Source organism: Aliamphritea ceti, from assembly GCF_024347215.1.
In the GTDB taxonomy this organism is placed as follows: Bacteria; Pseudomonadota; Gammaproteobacteria; order Pseudomonadales; family Balneatricaceae; genus Amphritea; species Amphritea ceti.
The window spans coordinates 281,317-302,471 of sequence record NZ_AP025282.1 but is presented as its reverse complement, the minus strand read 5'-3'; the positions used below and the strand labels follow the sequence as shown (position 1 = coordinate 302,471).

20 protein-coding genes are annotated in these 21,155 nt (G+C 49.1%); 8 read left to right on the top strand and 12 right to left on the bottom strand.

From position 1 onward, the window contains the following. Positions 1-71: 71 nt before the first annotated feature. The 3 genes from OCU49_RS01300 to OCU49_RS01290 all read right to left on the bottom strand — a co-directional run bounded on the left by OCU49_RS01300 (position 72) and on the right by OCU49_RS01290 (position 2,205). Positions 72-656, bottom strand: a complete 585-nt coding sequence (locus tag OCU49_RS01300; protein ID WP_261843225.1) for a hypothetical protein — start codon at positions 654-656, stop codon at positions 72-74. A 71-nt stretch (positions 657-727) separates the two neighbouring features. Then, on the bottom strand, positions 728-1,327 hold the full coding sequence (locus OCU49_RS01295) for a hypothetical protein (protein ID WP_261843224.1): 600 nt from the start codon (positions 1,325-1,327) through the stop codon (positions 728-730). A gap of 137 nt (positions 1,328-1,464) precedes the next feature. Continuing rightward, on the bottom strand, positions 1,465-2,205 hold the full coding sequence (locus tag OCU49_RS01290) for a retropepsin-like aspartic protease (RefSeq protein WP_261843223.1): 741 nt from the start codon (positions 2,203-2,205) through the stop codon (positions 1,465-1,467). Between the two features lie 219 nt (positions 2,206-2,424). Between OCU49_RS01290 and OCU49_RS01285 the strand changes: the two genes are divergently transcribed. From OCU49_RS01285 to OCU49_RS01275, 3 genes are all read left to right on the top strand, one after another. Next, positions 2,425-3,348, top strand: coding sequence for a LysR family transcriptional regulator (locus OCU49_RS01285; protein ID WP_261843222.1), 924 nt, complete (start codon positions 2,425-2,427; stop codon positions 3,346-3,348). Positions 3,349-3,505: 157 nt separating this feature from the next. Next, on the top strand, positions 3,506-4,894 hold the full coding sequence (locus OCU49_RS01280) for a sodium-dependent transporter (RefSeq protein ID WP_261843221.1): 1,389 nt from the start codon (positions 3,506-3,508) through the stop codon (positions 4,892-4,894). Positions 4,895-4,917: 23 nt separating this feature from the next. Then, positions 4,918-6,267, top strand: coding sequence for a pyridoxal phosphate-dependent decarboxylase family protein (locus OCU49_RS01275; RefSeq protein WP_261843220.1), 1,350 nt, complete (start codon positions 4,918-4,920; stop codon positions 6,265-6,267). 154 nt (positions 6,268-6,421) lie between these two features. Here OCU49_RS01275 and OCU49_RS01270 read toward each other — a convergent pair whose 3' ends face one another. From OCU49_RS01270 to OCU49_RS01240, 7 genes are all read right to left on the bottom strand, one after another. Then, positions 6,422-6,769 (bottom strand): RidA family protein, encoded by a 348-nt coding sequence (locus OCU49_RS01270; protein ID WP_261843219.1) that lies wholly within the window; start codon positions 6,767-6,769, stop codon positions 6,422-6,424. Between the two features lie 66 nt (positions 6,770-6,835). Continuing rightward, the gene (locus OCU49_RS01265; protein ID WP_261843218.1) at positions 6,836-7,972 is read right to left on the bottom strand and encodes an NAD(P)/FAD-dependent oxidoreductase; all 1,137 of its coding nucleotides are present in this window, start codon (positions 7,970-7,972) and stop codon (positions 6,836-6,838) included. Continuing rightward, positions 7,969-9,381, bottom strand: coding sequence for an NAD(P)/FAD-dependent oxidoreductase (locus tag OCU49_RS01260; RefSeq protein ID WP_261843217.1), 1,413 nt, complete (start codon positions 9,379-9,381; stop codon positions 7,969-7,971). The genes OCU49_RS01265 and OCU49_RS01260 overlap by 4 nt, the downstream gene beginning before the upstream one ends. Further along, the gene (locus OCU49_RS01255) at positions 9,374-9,742 is read right to left on the bottom strand and encodes a (2Fe-2S)-binding protein (RefSeq protein WP_261843216.1); all 369 of its coding nucleotides are present in this window, start codon (positions 9,740-9,742) and stop codon (positions 9,374-9,376) included. Before OCU49_RS01255 ends, OCU49_RS01260 begins: the two co-directional genes overlap by 8 nt. Positions 9,743-10,006: 264 nt before the next feature. After that, complete coding sequence (gene dctP / locus OCU49_RS01250; protein WP_261843215.1) at positions 10,007-11,011, bottom strand: TRAP transporter substrate-binding protein DctP; 1,005 nt, start codon at positions 11,009-11,011, stop codon at positions 10,007-10,009. An 83-nt stretch (positions 11,012-11,094) separates the two neighbouring features. Then, entirely contained in the window at positions 11,095-12,393 is a 1,299-nt protein-coding gene (locus tag OCU49_RS01245) for a TRAP transporter large permease (protein ID WP_261843214.1), read from the bottom strand. Next, positions 12,390-12,887, bottom strand: a complete 498-nt coding sequence (locus OCU49_RS01240) for a TRAP transporter small permease (RefSeq protein ID WP_261843213.1) — start codon at positions 12,885-12,887, stop codon at positions 12,390-12,392. Before OCU49_RS01240 ends, OCU49_RS01245 begins: the two co-directional genes overlap by 4 nt. Positions 12,888-13,140: 253 nt before the next feature. Here OCU49_RS01240 and OCU49_RS01235 point away from each other — a divergent pair, with 253 nt between their 5' ends. After that, a complete protein-coding gene (locus OCU49_RS01235; RefSeq protein WP_261843212.1) occupies positions 13,141-14,064 on the top strand; it encodes a LysR substrate-binding domain-containing protein in 924 nt (307 codons plus the stop codon). A 16-nt stretch (positions 14,065-14,080) separates the two neighbouring features. On the opposite strand, the gene gcvA is transcribed toward OCU49_RS01235, so the two are convergent. Continuing rightward, a complete protein-coding gene (gene gcvA / locus OCU49_RS01230; RefSeq protein WP_261843211.1) occupies positions 14,081-15,010 on the bottom strand; it encodes a transcriptional regulator GcvA in 930 nt (309 codons plus the stop codon). A gap of 300 nt (positions 15,011-15,310) precedes the next feature. On the opposite strand from gcvA, the gene OCU49_RS01225 reads away from it, so the two are divergent. The 4 genes from OCU49_RS01225 (at position 15,311) to OCU49_RS01210 (ending at position 20,042) form a co-directional block, all read left to right on the top strand. Continuing rightward, positions 15,311-16,333, top strand: coding sequence for an arginase family protein (locus tag OCU49_RS01225; RefSeq protein ID WP_261843210.1), 1,023 nt, complete (start codon positions 15,311-15,313; stop codon positions 16,331-16,333). Positions 16,334-16,412: 79 nt separating this feature from the next. Further along, a complete protein-coding gene (locus OCU49_RS01220) occupies positions 16,413-17,483 on the top strand; it encodes a quaternary amine ABC transporter ATP-binding protein (RefSeq protein ID WP_261843209.1) in 1,071 nt (356 codons plus the stop codon). 11 nt (positions 17,484-17,494) lie between these two features. Further along, entirely contained in the window at positions 17,495-19,048 is a 1,554-nt protein-coding gene (locus OCU49_RS01215) for an ABC transporter permease (RefSeq protein ID WP_261843208.1), read from the top strand. A gap of 19 nt (positions 19,049-19,067) precedes the next feature. Further along, positions 19,068-20,042 (top strand): ABC transporter substrate-binding protein, encoded by a 975-nt coding sequence (locus tag OCU49_RS01210; protein ID WP_261843207.1) that lies wholly within the window; start codon positions 19,068-19,070, stop codon positions 20,040-20,042. A gap of 260 nt (positions 20,043-20,302) precedes the next feature. Here the strand turns inward: OCU49_RS01210 and fghA are convergent, their stop codons facing one another. Beyond that, positions 20,303-21,148, bottom strand: a complete 846-nt coding sequence (gene fghA / locus OCU49_RS01205) for an S-formylglutathione hydrolase (protein WP_261845293.1) — start codon at positions 21,146-21,148, stop codon at positions 20,303-20,305. Positions 21,149-21,155: the final 7 nt, after the last annotated feature.

Below are 21,155 nucleotides of genomic sequence, written 5' to 3'. Positions count from 1 at the left end.
GGATTATCCGGGCGTTATAGGTTTAAAACAGCTTAGAATTGCTTCTGAAGAGCTGCTTCTGAAGAGCCGCTTCAGGACATGGCCTGTAACGGGCTATCTGACTCTGCAGCAGTATCACTGATAGTCTTCAGATGCTCCACTAGCCTCAGGCAAAGCTCAATATACTGCACCGCTTCTGCCGGTCCGACACTGAAGTTTTCAGCATGGGCTACCTTATTACGCAACTGACGCAGCTCATGAAACAGCTTTACTTTCTTAGTATCCAGTAATGCTTGCCGGGCAAGTATAGCCCCCATCGTTTTGTAACGGGTATTAACGGCCAGATCCACATCCTTAACCTGCTGGCGGATTAAGGTTTCAGCAGCAACATCCACCTCATCCCAGGCTTCCAGAACTGCAGCATTTGGCAGATGCTTTACAGTCGCGATCAAGCGACTACGCTGATCCTGTTCAAGCTCCGGAAACACTCCTGCAGCATCACGACTGACAGCCTGTAGCACCTGATCAAACTCAACCTCCAGATCTTTATACTTTAGCCGTTTAGCCAGCGGTAACAGCTCTTCTAAGGGCCGCTTCAGCATCGCCAGTGCCATGACAGCAACCAACGGCCAGGCCAGCTTGTCTGTCAGTTCTATGACGAATTGAGTTGTATCCATCTCGATATCCCTGCTATTAGCATTACCGAATCAGGCCAAAATACTCAGACCTCTTACTTCACGTACTGAGCTTAAATACCGTCTTCAGGCATCAAAGTACGCTGTTGTTTTTCGTCAGGTGTTTTACTCTGAAACCGCTGCCAGTATTTCTCATATATAGCCTGATACTTAGCTTTATTTTGCTGAAACCACTCATCCGCTGTCGGATTTTTTTCAATCAAGGCTGTGCCGCTATCCCAGCTTTTAAAATCATCCGTTTGCATATTGTATTCAGACGTTGTCTGTCTGATAGGTGTTGGTGCAAAACCGCCGGTTCCCCAGTTAGGCCTAACAATCGAATAATAGGTTTTACCGCCGATCACATTCGCAATCATAAAATCTGCAGCCGCACCATATGCCATGTAAACCTTGGTACCCGGCGAAGTCTGATGAGCAATTTTATCGCCTGTAGGCAACGCACCGACAAAGCTTAATTCATCATCGACTACTTCAAATATCTCTACGCCAACAGCACTGGCAACTATCGATTTTCGCATAAAGACAACAGTCGCCTTTTCCGCAGGCGGCGCTACAACATCAGGCGATTCTGACTTCATCATTACCTTGCTGGAGCAGGCTGAAAGCCACAAAACAGCTACAGCAATAGTGGTTAGCTTTATAAAACTTTGCATTTCATCTTCCTTAACAATTTAACTTAGAGGTACTAAAAATCTGGGGCGACTTAATCCCAAAGAATAAACCGTTCATTCTGTTACGATCAGGCTTTTCTCACTCAGTTTCGTTTATCTGAGACTGTATAGAAACATACTTACTTTTGAAGTTTTTGTTCTGAACTCTGCTCTTCTGCTAATTCATCAAGCAGATCATTCACCTTCTTATACTGTTCTGCATTCCAAATAATCACTTGCTCTTTAAAATCAATTTTATATGCAGAATGAGCCAGCAAATCCATACCTAACAGGCCATCATAAAAGCTTTGTCTTTTAGATTCGATAACAGAAGCAGTATGATTTTCAACGGTATAAGGCCCAAACTCAACACGCTCAAAAACGACGTTCTGAAGATTAATCAGACCGCCGCCAGCAACAACTGCTTTGCTCTTATTACGTACATTCAAAGACACACTCTGGACAGAGTTCTGATGAATAACTGTACGGGTAGCACCTGTATCTAATATCAGCTTCAAATCGAGACGTCGGCCGGCGGTAACCATACGTACAGGCACCACAACCTGATTACCACGAATAATTACCGGCGTGCGCATTTTGTCACGTAAGCCTTCAAGGCGGCGTATCTCCCGGCGAATATCAGCCTGAGTCTGTGCCACAGCCCGCGTCTTATCCTGAGCCGATCTTTCCTCAGTGGTTAATGCAGCACTCGCTTCCTTTTTCACTTTCAACTGATCCCTGTACTGCGCCGGTACCTTATGCTTGCTGTTAACATAAACTTTTCGACCGCTGTCAGTTACATAATGAAATACTTCCGCACTGACCATTCCTGTCAGCGCAAAAAGTCCGCAAAACATTGCGATACGTATTATCAAAAACACAGCTGTACCTCATTACTCACTTCATCCTGAAGAGCATAAGCAAAACGCAAAGTCTGCGTAAAAGCAACTTGGGCTTACTCATTCATACTTTTACATAACACAGTGCTATCTACATGAATTGCCTGAGCTATTCCGTTTATTCATGACTGACATGAAATATAAGCATTTCTGACCACCCCCATAAACTGTTAATTAGTTAACTATTTATCGGAGTTGCCAATGGAACGCCTTAATCTAAACCTGCTGCGCTCCCTGGCAGTATTACTTGAATCCCGGAATGTCACACAAAGTGCGGATCAACTTTGCATGACCCAATCAGCAATGAGTAAACAACTGGCTCAATTACGGAATTACTTTGACGATAAACTATTAGTTCGCCACGGCAATGATTACCTGCTAACAAGCCTCTCACAGCGGCTTAAACCCCGCTTACAGACGATCATAAATCAACTTGATAACCTACGGGATGACAGTGGCTTTAATCCTCGCCAGTGCCGCCGCCGACTTACATTCGCCTGTACAGATTACGTCGCTAATTTCATATTTCCGGATGTTATCTGCAGCCTTTCAGCGCAGGCACCTGGTATTGATCTGGTTTACAGACAATGGCAACCCGAATGGTTAGGCAATCTTGGCGCTATGCCTATTGATTATGCCACTACTATGGCCAGCGAAATTCCAGAAGATCTATATGGTATCCATCTGGGTAATGATCAACCTGTACTATTAATGGCCAGACAGCATCCACTAAATACACTGACAGATCCAGACTTGCCTGACCTGCTTAAATACTCTTTCATCCGGATCACTGCGGGCGGCGATAAAGACAGCTTTTTTGATCAGTATTTACAAACATGTGCCTTACAACGACGAATTGCCTATGAAGTACCTTTTTATACTTCTGCCTTTAATGTCGCGGCTGCCACCGACATGCTATTGATCGTACCTCGACATATCGCCGCTAATGCCGCCAGAGTGCATCAGGTTCAATGGCGTGAGTTGCCGATAGAAAGCTTACCTGATCACCAATATTTTCTGCTGTGGCACAGCATCCATCACAATGATGCAGCCCACCATTGGGCAAGGGAGGAAATTGCGACTGTCATGCGTAAATCTATTTTCTCTCCTCAGGGCATTCACTGAAGTTATAGCCGCCATCTCCAGGTTTCATTTCTTAGCTTTTACATCATTCCATAGACTCTTATTTGTTACCGGTTTGCACTGACATCACCTCTGCCACAGTGGTGATGGTTGCGGCCGGAATCACTTCTCTACAAAAATAAGAATCAGGAGCAACTCTATGAGTGCTGAAAATATTACCTATAACGGTCAGGCTGACGCCCCAGCAAACAACCGAATCTGGCGCGGTCGATTAACATTTGTCATGGCTGCAGCAGGTTCTGCTGTCGGCCTGGGAAACCTCTGGAAATTTCCTTATATAGCAGGTGAAAACGGAGGCGGAGCATTCGTACTCGTCTATCTGGCCTGCATTCTTCTGTTTGGCATACCGCTATTAATGGCAGAAATTGGTATCGGTCGTGCGACCCGACTCAATGCAGTAGACGCCTTCGGTAATCTTGCAGGTAAAGCAGGAGCCAGCAAAGGATGGAAAGCTATCGGCGGACTGGCTATCTGTACCAGTTATCTGATCCTATCTTTCTACATTGTCGTTGCTGGCTGGTGCCTGTATTACTTCTGGATCACAGCAAATGGCACATTTAACACAGCAGGTACGACTATAGATACCGCTTTTACCGGTGGTACCTTTGAAAACTTGCTGGGAGATCCTGTCACACTGATTATCTTCAGCGTAATTTTCCTACTCATTACATTTAGCATTATCAGTTCCGGTATCGAAAAAGGTATTGAAAAAGCCATTAACTGGCTTATGCCTTCACTGATGTTGATGCTGGCTGTGCTAATTGGTTACTCTGCTGCTAACGGTAACTTTGAAGCAGCTGTTGATTTCCTTTTCAGTGCAGATTTCAGCAAACTCAGCAGCGAAGCCATATTCATTGCTGTCGGCCACTCCTTTTTTACTCTGAGCCTTGCCTCCGCGGCTATCATCACCTACGGCGCATATATGCCGGCCAATAGCTCTATCACCAAGACAGCATTTGCTGTTGCAGGTATTGATACTCTGGTCGCACTGACAGCGGGCCTGGCAATCTTTCCGTTAGTATTTCAGTACGGTTTAGAACCAGGTGCAGGACCAGGTCTGATGTTCATATCCCTGCCACTTATCTTCAGTGATATGCCTTATGGCCAGCTGTTTGGTTCACTCTTTTTCTTCATGTTGTTCATTGCTGCACTTACGTCAGCGATTTCGCTGATGGAACCAACAGTCGCCTGGCTGGAACGCCGTTTTAATTTACGCCGTAAAACCGCCGCAGGTTTAACAACACTGAGCCTGTGGATAGTAAGTCTCGGAACCGTGTTTTCCCTAAATATCTGGAACTCGCCCGTCTTCTTTGGAAAAACCTTTTTCGACGCATTGGATTATCTGACAGCCAATGTCTTTATGAGCTTCGGTGCAATGGCAACAGCAGTGTTCTGTGGTTTTGCTTTAAGACAGCCCCAACTGGAGGCCATGTTCAGTACTGATCCTAAAGCAATACCGGTATTTCGTGTCGTCATCCGCTATGTAGTACCAGCATTTGTTGCGGTACTTGTGATCTCCGCTTTCTAAAACTACCCACGGAAATAACTGTTATGACTATAGAAACAGCCAGTATTGGCATTCTTCAAAAAGCTGTTGAAAAACTCGCAGATGGTTACAGCCATTTGCCAGCCCATACTACTGAATACGATCAGCAAAAAGCCGAAGAGATTCTTTTACAGGTCGCTGAAAAAATGTGGGATAACTACCCTTATCCGCATCCACAATATGCAGGACAAATGCTCAAGCCACCTCATCCAGTAGCCCGTATGGCCTATATGCTCGCGACTTGGATCAATCCGAATAATCATGCACTGGACGGCGGTAAAGCCAGCTCAGCCATGGAAAAAGAAGCTGTTGCTAAAATCGCAACAATGTACGGTTGGAATGATTATCTTGGCCACCTCACCGGGGGCGGCACTCTGGCTAATCTGGAAGCCTTATGGGTTGCTAATCACATCCATCCAGGTAAAACAGTACTAGCCTCATCACAGGCCCATTACACCCACAACCGAATTTGCGGCGTCCTACAAATTCCGTTTGAACCGGTAGCCGTGGATGATCAGGCACGAATGGATCTGACAGACCTGGAAACTAAGTTGCAACAACTGGACGTTGGCACTGTGGTGGTAACTCTGGGCACCACCGGCGTCGGCTCGGTCGATCCGTTGCCAGAAATATTAAAGCTACAAAAGAAATACGGTTTTCGGATCCACATCGATTCAGCCTACGGTGGCTACTATACCCTGGCGGATAACCTCACAACTGAGGTACGGGCTGCCTATGATGCAATCCAACAAGCAGATTCTGTTGTAGTAGACCCTCATAAGCACGGTCTGCAACCCTACGGCTGCGGCTGTGTGTTGTTCCGAGATCCGCAAGTTGGACGTTATTACAAACACGACTCTCCCTATACCTATTTCAGTTCAGATGAACTGCACTTGGGAGAAATCAGTCTGGAATGTTCACGTGCAGGCGCAGCTGCGGTGGCTCTTTGGGCAACGCTGGAAATGTTCCCGCTAGTACCTAAAGGCAACTTTGCTACCGACCTGAGCCACTGTCGAGAGGCAGCACTGGCTTTATACGCCCGTCTTAACAACGACAGTCGATTTATCACACCACTGGAACCGGATCTGGATATTGTTATTTGGGCACCTAAGGCAACCAGCACCAGTGAAATATCCAGGCTTTCGCAACTGACGTTTGAACGGGCCGAGCAGCAGGATTTGTATCTGGCAACATTCAGTTATCCGTCGCATCTCATCAAGAAAACATTTCCGGATGTATATGTAGATTCAGATTACACCACCTGTGTACGTTCTTGCCTTATGAAACCGGAACATGCTTCATGGGGTGATCGAATCTGGCAAATACTGGACAAGATTCAACACAACCTAAAGTAAAAAATCCGCCTGAGCGGAGAACTCAGGCGGTTAGCATAAACCGCTGCGGGAGTCAGACCGGATAACAGTTACTGAACCTGGTTCAAGGATGTTATCCGGCTGTCTGTTCATTCAACCGGTTATTCGTAAGGCAATACCGGATTAAAATACATAACTACTGCGCGGCTATGACCGACAGTTCTACTAACAGATCAGGACGGGCCATACGGGCTTCCACGCAGGCACGGGCGGGTTTTTCATAGTCCGCTACCCAAGCATCCCATACCGCATTCATCGCCGCGAAGTCCTTCATGTCACGCACATAAATGGTTACCGACAGGATCTTATTACGGTCACTGCCGTTTTCCGTCAGCAGTGTTTCTACTTTATCCAGACAACGCTGCGTCTGTTCAGAAATATCCCACTCCGGCGCACTGGCAGTCTGACCACAGAGGTACAAGGTACCGTTATGCTTAACTACCTTGCTCATACGTTCATTAGATTCGATACGTTCAATTGTCATTTCAAAACCTCTCTTGAGTGATGATTCCTGAACAGCAACCATCAATTAACTATGAAAACCTGCTGCCTACAGGACCTTGCGTTCAAAGCGATCAACTCTGAATGCACTGAGATCAAAATCACTATGGGTTCGGGTAATCAGATCGGCCATCACTTCACCTACCACCGGCCCCAATTGGAAACCGTGGGCAGAAAAACCAAAAGCATGGAAAGCATTCGGGCTGTTAACACTCGCGCTGATCACCGGCAGATTGTCCGGCATGTAAGCCTCTAAGCCCGCCCACATCCGGTTCACAGTGGCGGTACGCATAATTGGAAAGAAATCGACGGCATTACTGGCACCAGCTGCCAGTTTGGCGTAATCAAGACGGGTTTTATTATTGGCACGGTCCGCAAAACCTTTTGCACCACCGCCAATCAGCACAGTGCCGTTTTCAAACTGTTTAAAAGATAACGGCCTGCTGACAGCCCCCACTACCGGCGTCGCAAAGTGAGGCATTCTGGTGGTGATCATCAGCATTGGCGCGCTGTATGTCATTGGGCAGTTATCTCCCATCATGACAGCAACCTGATCTGCCCAGGCACCTGCACAATTCACCAGATACTCAGCTTCATACCGTCCGGCTACTGTTTCCACCAGCCAGCTATTACCTACCCGGCGTAGCTGCTGCACCTGCTGACCTTCAACAAAGTTTGCACCCAACCTGGCCGCCGCCTGACGAAACGCGAAAGTAGACTTATAGGGAATCGCATAACCATCTGTCTCAGAAACCACACCGCCGACGCAATAATCAGCCACATGGGGCAAACGTTCGCGTAATTCCTGTTGATCGATCATTGTTTCGTGAAAATAGCACTGCTGATGCATCACATCCTGACGCTTTTGCAGGGTTTGTATATCCGCTTCATCCGCCGCAATATTAATCAGACTGCGTCGTCGGAAACCCGTATCAGCATCCAGTTCATCATCAAGGGTTTGCCAGCGTTGCATCGACACATTGCTCAAGGGCACTTCGGCGATATCCCGGCCTAACAGACGTACACCACCAGCGTTAACACCTGACGCATGCCTTGCTACCCGGTCCTTTTCCAGCACCAGAACGTCAATGCCACGCTTCGCTAACTGGTAAGCGGTCGAACACCCCTGAATACCGCCACCAATAATAATCACACTGGCTTTACTCTTACCGGCCTGAGCATTCATAACTTCACCTCGGTACGGGCAGTTTGATGATGCGGTTGAAAACGTGCCAGCTCTGTAAGATTGATCAAACGCATAGGTGACCGCAACCGGTAATAGCCAACCTCTTCAACCTCACACCCCTGCCATTCAGCCAGCAGCTCACTGACTATATGGCCACACTGACGCCCCTGGCAGGGCCCCATACCACAACGGGTCAAACCTTTAAGCTCATCGGGAAGCCGTGCCCCCTGATCAAACGCGGCTCTGAGTTGCCCCTGCGTCTGTTCTTCACACCGGCATACCATAGTTTCGGGACGGAAAGGCTTACGCAGTGCATCCATCGGTTGATACAGGCGATCTATAAAACGCCGTAACCCCTGATAGCTTTTCAACTTCTGCTGTAATGGCTGGCTATGATTCGCCGCGTCTGCCGCTGAGATCAGTCCCAATCGCGCCAGCTGTTGCCAGGCGACTAACTGCCCGGAGAGCTGGGCGGCATCTGCACCGATAATGCCTCTCCCATCTCCGGCAACAGCAATATGCTGAACTGACGTTTGTCCCCAGTCATTAGTCTGCGGTTGCCAGCTGAGCTGTTGCTGATTCCAGCTATGCTCTACGCCAATTGCCCGGGTCATATTCAGGTTAGGGATAACACCCTGGTGCAGAAAAATATGCTCCGCTGTAAGCTCATGCTGTACACCTTTCGAGGTGAAGCTCAATGCTTCCGCCTTAAGTGCTCCGCGAATATTAAGATCTTCAGCATACTTATACACAGGCACTCCGGCCTGACGGATTTCATTCAGTAAGCCTAATCCTTTTGTCAAAACACTCAGGTGCCCAAACGCACCGGGTAGCAGATGAGATGCCGCCAGATAGTTTTGCTTTGGTGTCGTGTCTACCAGCGCTTTGACCTTAACGCCTAAACGTAAGTACTGAGCAACAATCAGATATAACAAAGGCCCACTACCAACAAACACAGCATCTTCACGTACTAAACCATCAGACTTCAGCATGACCTGTGCACTGCCAGCAGTCATAACCCCTGGCAAGTGCCAACCAGGAATGGGAAAAGGTCGCTCCATTGCTCCGACACTCACCACTACTTCCCGGGCGGTCAGGCTGGCAGATGCACCTGCCTGTGAAAATAAAACTTCACCGCTTTCGTCTACATGCCATACATTCGCTGCAGTAATTTTTTCTGCTCGACAGGCATTAAATTCTGCCACCAGATCTGCACCTTTGGTGTAGTCTGTTCCCAGTAATGCAGTATCTGCCAACGGGCTGTCAGTCACATGACGATAGATCTGCCCGCCAGCCTGAGGCTTATCATCCAGCACAACTACCCTGGCACCGGCATTACTAGCCGTTATTGCTGCAGACATGCCAGCAGGACCCGCACCAATAACAGCGATATCGTAGCTATCAGTCATGATCAGCCTCCTGATCAGCATTTAGCTCATAACCCAAACCAGCTGCCAAAGGAACCGCCTGACTGGCTTCAGTTATTGTCTGGCTACGTACTTCCATTCCAGGATAAACCCGTGTCATACAAGCCTGCTGATTAGGCAAGCCATCTATTTCCACCAGGCATTCAAAACAGGCACCCATCGCACAATAGGCTGAACGGGGCTGTTGTGAGACAGATGACAACCGGGTGGTGGCTTCACCACTGGCAGCCATAGCCGACCACACGGAGGTATTCACCGGTACAGTCACTTTGCGGTCATTAATTATGATGCACACCTGTTGTTGGCTTTTATTCGGTGCGTCATCTGCAAGATAACGAAACATAGGCTTCCTTATTTGGCGGTAATACACCCGCCCATAGAACTGCGGACAGAAAACTTTGCCAGTAACTGATGCTCTAAAAATTCGCCAGCTACTGGCCAAAACTATCTGTTAGATCGTTTTATAAGCACGCTTTTCATTAGCAGATGCTGTTTAAGCTTATTACTGAAGAATCACTAAGCAGGTAGAAAACCAGCCAGGCAGTTATCTGCCCGGCCGGTTGGGAAGCGGTATACACACCTCCCAGGGCCTGGTGAAATATGCGTTTTACTTAGCGATCTGGTCCAGAACGTTCTGGCCCCATTCGGCACCTACGTCTTCCAGAATCTGCGGCCATACTTCAGCACGTACTTTCGCTGCTGCTGCAGCCAGTTCTTCATTGCTCAGGTCCACAATAGTCGCGCCGTTATCTGCCAGCTTCTGCTCATAAGCCGCCTGATCCGCTTCAGCGTTTTCCCAACGCTTAGTTTCAAATGCCAACGCCTGCTGCTCTAACGCTGCACGATCTTCTGTATCCAGATCAGCCAGTGATTCAGAATTAATGATCATGTACCAGACTTCGAAGTGAGTATTCACTGGCACGTAGGTCTTAGTCACATCACGAAAAGATGCGTAGTAGCCTTCAGCGCCGGAGCCAACAACTCCGTCAACTACGCCAGTCTGTACAGCAGTAAATGCTTCAGAGAATGGGATTGGAGAGCTAATGTAGCCCAGTGCATCAGATGTCAGCTGGAAGCTTTTGATACCTGGTACACGTACTTTAATACCTTTATCTACGCTCGGATCACCTGGTGAAACCGCATCACGGTTCAGTGCTACGCCACCGAAATACACCGGATACGCCGCCAGCATAGTGATGTCCTGTTTGGCATACAGCGCTTTCATTGCTGAATGAATCGCGCCGCCCGGGCCATAAATTTCTTTTGCCTGTGTCCAGTTTTCGGCCACATATGGAAACGCACTGATCTGCATCTTACGCTCAGCAGCAGTCGCTGCTGGCTGCACTGCCATGTCGATTGCGCCTACTGAGATACGCTCCTGAACAGTGGTGTAATCACCCAGTGCGCTGGCCGCGAAGATCTTTACCTTCACATCACCTTCAGTCGCTGTATCTACTTTTGCAGCAAAATCTTTCAGTTCGTTATCAATGATCGCGCCCTGTGGACGGATGTGGCTGATTTTCAGCGTTGCAGCCTCAGCAACCGCTGTTAAGCCCAGAGATCCGGCCAGCACCGCAGCGCTGACATACTTAGTCAGAGTATTCAGTTTCATGTTTATAGCCTCATTTGTTTTTATTACAGGTTTCACATACAGACGCACCGAACAGCCGCAGCTGCCCGGAAAATCAATCAGGTTTAATAGCCAAAGAAACGTGGCAGGAAGAGCGACAGATCGCCCCAGAAAGATGTTAGGAAAACCACTGGCAAGTAACCGGTCAGGATCAGGATCATCGCCGGACGAATTACCTTTGTTACCTTAACCTTGCCTACCCGGGCACCCAGATACAGAATCGATGCATATGGCGGCGTTACACCACCCATCGCGGTATTCACACCCATAATGGCGGCAAACTGAATCGGACTAATTCCAATCGCAGTCATCAGCGGCAACAGCAACGGCGCAATCAGAATGATCGCCGTCACGTCGTTCACCACCATGCCTACCAGGAAGAGCAGAATATTTATCAGAATCAGCAATATGGTTTTGTCTTCGGTGATCGCAAAAATAGACTCAACCAATGCCTGAGGAATACTTTCCAGTACAAACATCTGCGACAGAATCATACTGAACAGGATCATCAGCATAATGGCGCCGACAGAAGTCGATGCTTCTTTACAGGCTGCCAGGAAAGTCTTGATAGTCAGGCCGCGATAAATCCAGAAACCAACAGGTATAGCGTAAATAACCGCCAGAGCTGCAGCTTCTGTCGGCGTCATGATGCCGCCATAAATACCGCCCAGAATAATCACAGGCATCAGCAACGCAGGCGTAGCTTTAAAACCACGGCTAGTCGCTTCCGCTACGAATTCCTTTCCTTTCGGGCGTTCTTCCAACACCAGTGGGAATTTACGCGCCAACCATACGTTCACGACCGAAAAGTTCGTCATGATCAGCAGCCCCGGGCCAAGCGTCGCTAAGAAGCAGGCCAGAATAGACGTATCTGTCACCCAGCCATAAACGATCATGGTGACACTTGGTGGAATCAACAACCCCAGCAGAGATGCATTGGCAATCAACGCAGTGGCGTATTCACGGGGGTAACCCTGCTTTTCCATTTCCGGTATCAGCAGCGGACCAATCGCAGCGACACCTGTTAAACCTGAGCCAGAAATAGCCCCGATCAGCGCACAGCTGATGGTTGCAACCACACCAAGACCACCCCGTAAATGACCAACAAAGATATTTACAAAGCGCAGCAGACTCGCGGCAATCCCACTGACACTCATAATCGTGCCGGCCAGTACAAACAGTGGTATAGCCAGCAATACCGGATTACCTAGTTGCTGAAAGCCCCAAAGCATGTTGCCCTTCATTACTACATCGCCAAGGAAATACATCACCATCAAACCACCACCAAAGCAGTACGGCAGCGGCACACCTAACGTAAGCAGAATGACCAGTAAGGCTACTGCGATTAACGCGACTTCAATCATTGCTGAGACTCCTGAACTGAACTGTCACCTGAGTCGGCATCACTCAGGCTGCGGATATGCTTCACCAGATGCATCAGGGTATAGAGCATCATCAGCACCAGGCCGGAGAGCAGTGCGATATCGACATAAAAGGTAGGGATATAAAGCGTTGGACTTTCTTTCCAGACCCGCAGGGAATACTTAGTGAAATCCCAGGCCCAATAAGTCAGCCAGCAGCCAACCGTCAGGCTGATCACTTCACCCAGAATGGCCAGGATGGTGAACTGACGAGGCGTTTTGAGAAAGATTTCCAGCACGTTAGCGCGGATATGGGTATTTTCCCGGGAAGCATTAACCGCCCCCAGTACATACAGCCACAAAGTAGGATAAAGCAGGCTTTCTTCGAGCCCCATTACCGGAATTTCCAGTACGTAACGGGTAATAACCTGGACAAATTGCCCGGCGGCTACCAGACATATCAACCCGGTCAGAAGCAAGCTGACGAATCGATTCATGGGCGGGTTCCTCACAACGCTGTGCTCATCTATATGGCTTCAGGTCAGGTTTCGGTCCTGATCCGGTGAAGTGATAACACAGCAGATTTATAGTTATTCGTGAGGAAATACTGGCGAGAGCAACCCATAAAATCAAAACGATAATATTGATTACTCTATAGATTTTTTTTATGCTTTGTAGATTAACCCTTAACTTTCAACTGCTTTTATCGGTGAAAAAAATCCCGATTTATGCGGTTAATCACAGGTAATCATGATGAACCTCAGCATTCGCCAACTTCAGGCCTTTCGTGAAGTCATGCGCACAGGCTCTATTTCAGAAGCCGCCAGAGTGCTGAATCGCACTCAGCCAGCAGTCAGCTCAATGATTGCCAGCCTGGAGGAAGAACTGGGGATTCAGTTATTTGAGCGCCAGCGAGGCCGGCTGGTTCGCCAACCAGAAGCGATCTACTTCTTCGAAGAAACCGAAGCCATTCTGGAACGGCTGCAGCAGTCTGCCCGCACCATGAAAGAAATAGCATCCCTGAAAGAAGGCCGGTTGCGCATTGCCTGTATGCCGGCGTCGTCACAGTTCATCATGCCCAGATTAGTGGCTGACTTTATTCGTGATAAACCTAAGGTAAAAGTGTCTATGATGATGCGGGCGTCAGCCGTCATTGAAGAATGGATTGCCTCCCAGCAGTACGATATTGGTCTGGCAGAAACTCCGCCACCTAACGCTGCATTGGCAGTCGAAACCTTTGAACTCCCCTGTGTCTGCGCCATGCCCAAGGATGACCTACTGGCCAGAAAGGAATATATTCAGCCTCAGGATCTGGCCGACCAGCCACTGGCCGTACTACAGGAAGACCACCCCAACCTAATCGCTACTCAGCGAGCATTTAAAGCCGCTAAAGCAGGGTTTAACCCCCGTTTTGAACTGCGTAATTTTCAGCCAGCCCTGACGCTGGTTGAAGAAGGTCTGTGTTACACCATCTGTGACCCAATGACCGCCAGCAGCTACTTCGACTACCGGGAAGTGGACTCAAAACTGGTATTCAAACCCTTCCTGCCAGTCGTGCCGCTGTCGGTTTCCATCCTGCAACCGGCGCACCGTCCGGCATCACAGCTGGCGGCCGCTTTTATTGCAATATTGCGTGAAAATATGCAACGCATAGCCCAACAGTTTCAGAGCTAAAAAACGCAGGGCGTATTCAGTTACTGCTGGATTCAGGCTGATAAGCAAAACTGTCTGATGCTGTCTGATGGTCTGCTAATTCGCTACTCAGCCACTCTCTGAAACGCTGAATCTGTGGATAATCGGCTTTCTCAGGAGGATATACAAAGTAATACCCCTGACCGCTGTAAAACGAGCCTGGAAAAGGCTGCAGTAACCACTGAGAAGTCAGCTCATCCTGAATCAGCGAGAGATCACTGATCGCTATACCATGCCCCATAGATGCCGCCCGAAGCGCAGCATCCATCGATTCAAACGCTAATCCCTGATCAGGATCTACTCCTTTAACATCATTCGCTTTCAGCCATACCCGCCAGTCACGGTGATCCGTCGATGGATGCAATAAAGTATGGTGTTGCAGATTATCCAGATCCGTTAACGGGTACTCTGTTTTCATCAAAGCCTGAGAACACACGGGAACTAACTGTTCCCGAAATACCAGTTCAGCCTGCACACCCGGCCAGTTACCATCACCATAAATAATGCCGGCATCAAAATAATCCCGTTCAAAACTGATGCTGCCTGCCCGGGTTGTTAAGCGGACATGCGGGTGCGTTGTGTCTTCTTCAAAGCTGTGCAAACGGGGAATCAGCCACAGCATGGCAAACCCGGATGAAACCAGCAGGTTAAGATCATTATGTTGTTTAGTCACCGCTTCAATTGTATTGGCAATCGAATTAAATGACTGGGTCAGACCAGATAACATAGTTATCCCGGCGTCAGTGAGATTCATGTGCCTGGTATTTCGCTGAATCAACAAAACACCCAGATACTCCTCCAGATTACGCACATGTCGGCTAACCGCTCCCTGAGTCACACATAACTCATCTGCCGCCCGGGTAAAACTCATGTGCCGGGCAGTGGCTTCAAAGGCCCGTAAACTGTTCAAAGGAGGTATGCGTCGCATGGTTCAGTCTCTCAGTCAGGCTACCGGATTCAGCAGCCGAATAATGTATAGAAGCAATAATGCGGTTTTGAAGACTTTTCAATAATCATTCGCAATACCGTTATAAAACCAGCTATTCCGCTATATTTTTATCACAGTACAGTAGAAATATTTATGACTAAAAATCATAAATAGTATGAAATTTCTTGCATACTCTCGTGAATTCTTCCGCGTTACGGTTAACCCCATCATAGATGTTCGGTTCAACCTTTGAGCCGGGCACTGCATAACAATAAACAGCATGCTGTGTGAGGAAGAACCATGAGCGAAGATAAGCACCTCAAGTCCGACCAGGACGTTTTTATGAAAAACCTTTACTGGTGGGGCGTTCCAACCCTGTTTGGTTGCCCTCACGATCCTGACGTGAATGCCTGTGATATCGCTCTGGTTGGCATACCACACAGTACCGGTAATGGCACCACTGAACGGGATCAGCACCTGGCACCAAGAGCTGTTCGCAACGTATCCGGCTCTTACCGCCGGGCTCACAATAAATTCAATATTGTGCCTTGGGATGAGTGCAAGATTCATGACCTGGGTGACGTACTCATGCCACGGGCCATGGTGAACGATGAAACGGTCATCGACATCGAAAATTACTATAAAGAGCTGGATGCCGCCGGTGTTCGCCCGGTTTCAGTCGGTGGTGATCACTCCATTACAGGGCCTATCCTGAAAGCACTGGGTGGACCCGACGCTAAACTCAGCGGCGGTCAGAAAATCGCCATGGTGCACTTCGATGCTCACACAGACACCATGGACCACCTGCCACACTGGCTGGGAGCCGAACGTTCCGCTGCTCACTGGGGCAGTTATGTCGCCAAAGAAGGCCACGTTGATCCGGAACAAAGTATTCAGATTGGCATCCGTGGCCATACCCGAACCCTTACCTGGAAGCGCACCAGCGACCGTCTGGGCTATCGCATGGTCGATATGGATGAGTTCCGCGAAATCGGTATTCAGGGCACTGTAGATCTGTTGCGCGAGCGAGTCGGTGACATGCCGATCTACATCACCTTCGACCTGGATTGCCTGGACCCTTCAGTCGCACCGGCAGTTTCAAACCTCGAACCTGGCTGTTCAGGTTTCACCATGGATGAAGCCGTCGGCATTCTGCAGGGTATGCAGGGCCTGAACGTCATCGGTGCTGATGTTGTTTGCATGATTCCATCCAAAGACAGCCCAAATCAAATTACCGCCTTTGCTTCCACCGCCATCATGTTCGAACAAATCAGCCTTATCGCGGACTCTATTCGCCGCGAACGGGAAACCAGTCAGGGCTGATCCATACATAACTCCTCCGCCGGCAGACAGTAAATTCTGCCGGCCCCCCAAAACAACAATAACAGGAGGCAAATACGCAATGACAAGTGCGATGAATAGCCAGACTCAGGTGGCCGTCGAATGCCGTAATGTCTGGAAAATTTTTGGTGAACGGGCTAGTGAAGCCTTAGATGCCGCAATCAATCAGGGACTGAGTAAAACAGAAATAGGCCAGCAGTATAACTGCGTGGTCGGTGTCGCCGATGCAAACTTCAGCGTCCGGGAAGGTGAGATATTTTGCATCATGGGCCTGTCCGGCAGTGGTAAATCCACGCTGGTTCGTCATATTAACCGTCTGCTTGAGCCAACCGCCGGCGCGATTCTGATAAATAATGAAGACGTGATGGAAAAAGATGATCTTGCCCTGCGCCAGCTGCGTGCCAGCAAAATCGGCATGGTCTTCCAGAACAACGCACTGCTGCCACACCGAACTGTGCGGGACAATGTCGCCCTGCCCTTAGAAGTTCAGGGCGTTAACAAGCGCGAACGTTATCAGGTTGCTCAGAGAGTATTGGGATTAGTTGACCTTGCCGGCTGGGAAGACAACTTCGCCCACGAACTCTCCGGCGGCATGCAACAGCGGGTGAATTTAGCCCGGGCGATGGCAGCAGATCCAGATATTTTGCTGATGGACGAACCCTTCAGTGCGTTGGATCCGCTAATCCGCCGACAGCTCCAGGATCAGTTCATGGAGCTATCCCGTAAGATGAAAAAAACCACCATTTTCATCACCCATGACCTCGACGAAGCCATTCGTATTGGTGACCGAATCGCCATCATGAAAGACGGCATCATCGTACAGACAGGCACCCCGGAAGAGATAATTACCCACCCGGCGGATGACTATGTTGCCGACTTTATCGCGGGTATATCCCGTCTGAAGCTGGTTCACGCTGGCAGCATTATGCAGCCCTTAAGCGAATGGCTTAGCCAGGCACCGTCAACCGATATAACCCGCGCACCACGAGCACCACAAAGTACCGACTTAGACCAACTGATCGATATTTCAGTCTCCGGTCAGGGTGCAGTCATCATCACCGATGACGCAGGCACCGACATAGGTGTCGTCGATAACAGTCGTTTGTTACGCGGCATTCAGGGCGGTAAATAGGAGCTGTAATAATGAATACCACGCAAACCTCTGCTTTTGATCCAATCAGCGAAGATCAAACCACCAGCAGCGATAAAGAACTCAGCCTGGCACAGCAGTTCGCCGGCCAGAATAGTGATTACTACGCCGAACAGTTTGAACAACTGGGCAATGCTGCCAATTACCGCTTTACCTTTAACCTTTCCGCCGCCCTTTTTGGACCTGTTTGGTTAGCAGCCCGAGGATTATGGGCATGGTTCTGGCCATTTCTGATTGCCGAAGCAGTGATGGTGGTACAGATCTGCCGGGGCTTATTTGGCAACCTGGGTGCTGATCAGCTGGCACGGGCAGAACGTCTTTCCGCTAAAGCAGAACAGCGTTTCCAACAGGCCCGTATCGCCATTGAAGAAGGCTCCATTAATGGCGAAATCCTTATGAACAGTGCGCAGTCATTTCAGGCCGGCGCATTGAAAGCAGAGCAAGCCGCTGCGGCAGCCTCAGCTGGCGGAGTCAGTATCATGATCGTCGGTCTGTTGTTACTGATTGCCATCAAAGCGATACAGGGCAGCCTGGCTAACTGGCTACTGGAACAACGTTTCATGCAATGGCGTTCTGACCGCAGTATCCGTAGCGGCCTAAGCGTTATGAGTGCCAGTATGGGTGCGCTGATGATGGCGCTGGTATATCCACTGGCAGCCTATCGTTTCACTGCCACCGAGCCACCACACTGGCTGTTGATATTCCCGGCTGACCGTAGCTGGCACACAGGACTGGCGAACTGGGTAGACGGCTTATTCAGCTGGTTAACCTTAAACGGTGAAGGTCTGTTCGACGGTATTCGTGATGCTATTCGGATATTACTCGATGCTACCGAAGTGGTGCTGGTTGATACACCCTGGCCAATCGTCATGCTGGTGATCATCGTACTGGCATGGCGGCTGGCTGGCCCCCGGGTAACGCTATTTACTGTAGGCGCACTGGCTTATCTGGCTCTGTTTGGCTTTTGGGAAAAAAGCATGGCCACAGTGGCACTGCTTGGCACCGCCAGCTTCATCTGTGTGTTATTCGGTGTACCACTGGGTATCTGGTGTGCCAAAAATGAGAAAGTCTACGCCACTGTCAGACCCATTCTGGACTTCATGCAAACCATGCCTGCCTTCGTCTATCTGATACCTGTTATCGCCTTCTTCGGTACCGGTAAACCCCCAGGCATCATTGCCACCATCATATTTGGTATGCCACCGGTCGTTCGTTTAACAGCCCTTGGTATGCAAGGGGTGCCGGATACTGTCCGCGAAGCTGCAACAGCATTCGGCGCCAGTAAATGGTTCCTACTCTTCAAAGTAGATATCCCACTGGCTATGCCGTCCATCATGGCGGGCATTAACCAAACCATCCTGATGTGCCTGTCGATGGTGGTCATTGCATCACTGATCGGCGCAAAAGGCCTCGGCGAAGATGTACTCAGTGCACTGCAATACGCCGCACAGGGCCAGGGCGTTATCGCCGGCCTTGCCATTCTGGCCTGTGCCATGGTGCTCGACCGCATCATTCAGGGCAATCCAAAAAAACGTAAAGCAAAATAATAACTGTGAGGAACCAGTAATGAAAAACAACAACAAACTGAACAAATTACTCTCCGCCATCATGCTCACATCGGGCTTGTCAGCGGCAGGACTGACGCACGCCGCTGATGTCGTCATCGGTGAGCCGAACTGGCCATCAGCCAAAGTAACCGCCTACGTTCTGAAAGAAGTGATCGAACAGGAACTGGGAATGGAAGCCGATATTTCACCAGGAAATAACGCAGTTATATTTAAAGCGATGGACAGCGGCAAAGGTGATATTGATGTACATCCGGAAGCCTGGATGCCTAATCAGAAAAGTCTGATAGACAAGTACACTGACAAAGGTTCCGTCACTCTGAGCAGTAAACCTTACGACGTTGTACAAGGCTACTGCGTAACGAAAGATACCGCAGAGAAACACGGTATTAAATCTGTATTCGATCTGGCAGATGCCGACAATGCCAGCCTGTTTGATACTGACGGTGACGGCCGCGGTGAAGTCTGGATCGGCGCAACAGGCTGGGGCTCTACCCCGGTAGAAAAGGTTCGCGCCCGGGATTACGGCTTCGCAGAGTTTTTTGAACTGCAAGAACTGGATGAAACACTGGCTCTGTCGAAGCTCGATAGTGCAGTAAAGAAACAGGAACCGTTTGTCAGCTACTGCTATGCCCCGCACCACATTTTCAAACTCTATGATCTGGTAATGCTGGAAGAACCAAAGTATGACGCCAATAAATGGACCATGGTAAAGCCGACTGATGACCCGGACTGGATGAGCAAATCCAACGTCAGCACCGCCTGGGACAACGCCAATGTACACGTTGCATGGTCAAGTTCACTGGATGCACGCGCTCCGGAAATTGCCCGGCTGTTAAAGAATGTTCAATTGGAAAGCGGCGACATCAGCGCTTGGATCTATGCCATGGCGGTGGAGAAAAAAGACGCCGGTGAATACGCTAAATCCTGGGTGCAGAATAACCCTGAGAAAGTACAGAAGTGGTTAGGTTTCTGATCTTTACCTGAAAGACCCAGCGGTTAACCCCATCGCTTTGTCTAACGGTCAACAGTAGTAACTCTTGGTGCCAGAAACATAGTGTTGGGCTATGTATTAGTACCCGGTCTGATTCTTATCAGGCCGTTTTTTATTTCCTGTAAATTCAGACCTCAATACTTACCTTGGCTTACTTTCTGATTTTTTAAAAAAAACCCGGTTTAGCTGACACTGAACCGGGTTACTTTTATCAGACAACTGTCTCAGACGCTTAGTGCTGATCAGCCTTTCAGATGCCCCGCATGGAAACGCAGGTGCTCTTCAATAAAGCTCGCGATAAAGTAATAGCTATGGTCATAGCCAGGCTGCATACGCAGCTCGAAATTCAGACCACTGGACGCTACAGCGCCAACCAGATTTTCTGGCATCAACTGTTCATGCAGGAATGAATCATCGCCGCCCTGATCAACCAGCATAGGTGGAATTGAATCCGCCAGGTTAATCAGTTCACAGGTGTCATACTGACGCCAGGTTTCAACATCATCACCCAGGTAATTACTGAAGGCCTTTTGCCCCCATGGTGCATTTACCGGATTAGTGATTGGGCTGAAAGCTGAAGCAGATACAAACATACCCGGGTTACGCAGACTGATCATCAGCGCACCATGACCACCCATAGAATGGCCGCTAATGGCCTTTTTATCGGATACAGGAAACTCGGCTTCAATCAGCGCGGGTAATTCATTCACCACATAATCATACATGCGGTAATGCTTATCCCAGGGTGCCTGAGTGGCATTGACATAAAAGCCAGCACCCAGACCAAAGTCATAAGCACCTTCCGAATCATCCGGTACGTCTTCACCACGCGGGCTGGTATCCGGAGCAACAATAGCTACTCCCAGTTCTGCAGCCATCCGGTGAGCACCAGCTTTCTGCATGAAGTTTTCGTCGGTACAGGTCAGGCCTGATAACCAGTACAGCACCGGCACTTTCTCGCCTTCTTCTACCTGCGGTGGCAGGTAAACAGCAAAGCGCATAGCACAGCCCAGCGTTTCTGACTGATGGCTGTACTGGCGATGCCAGCCAGCGAAGCTCCGTACCGAGCTGAGTGTTTCAATACTCATCATAATT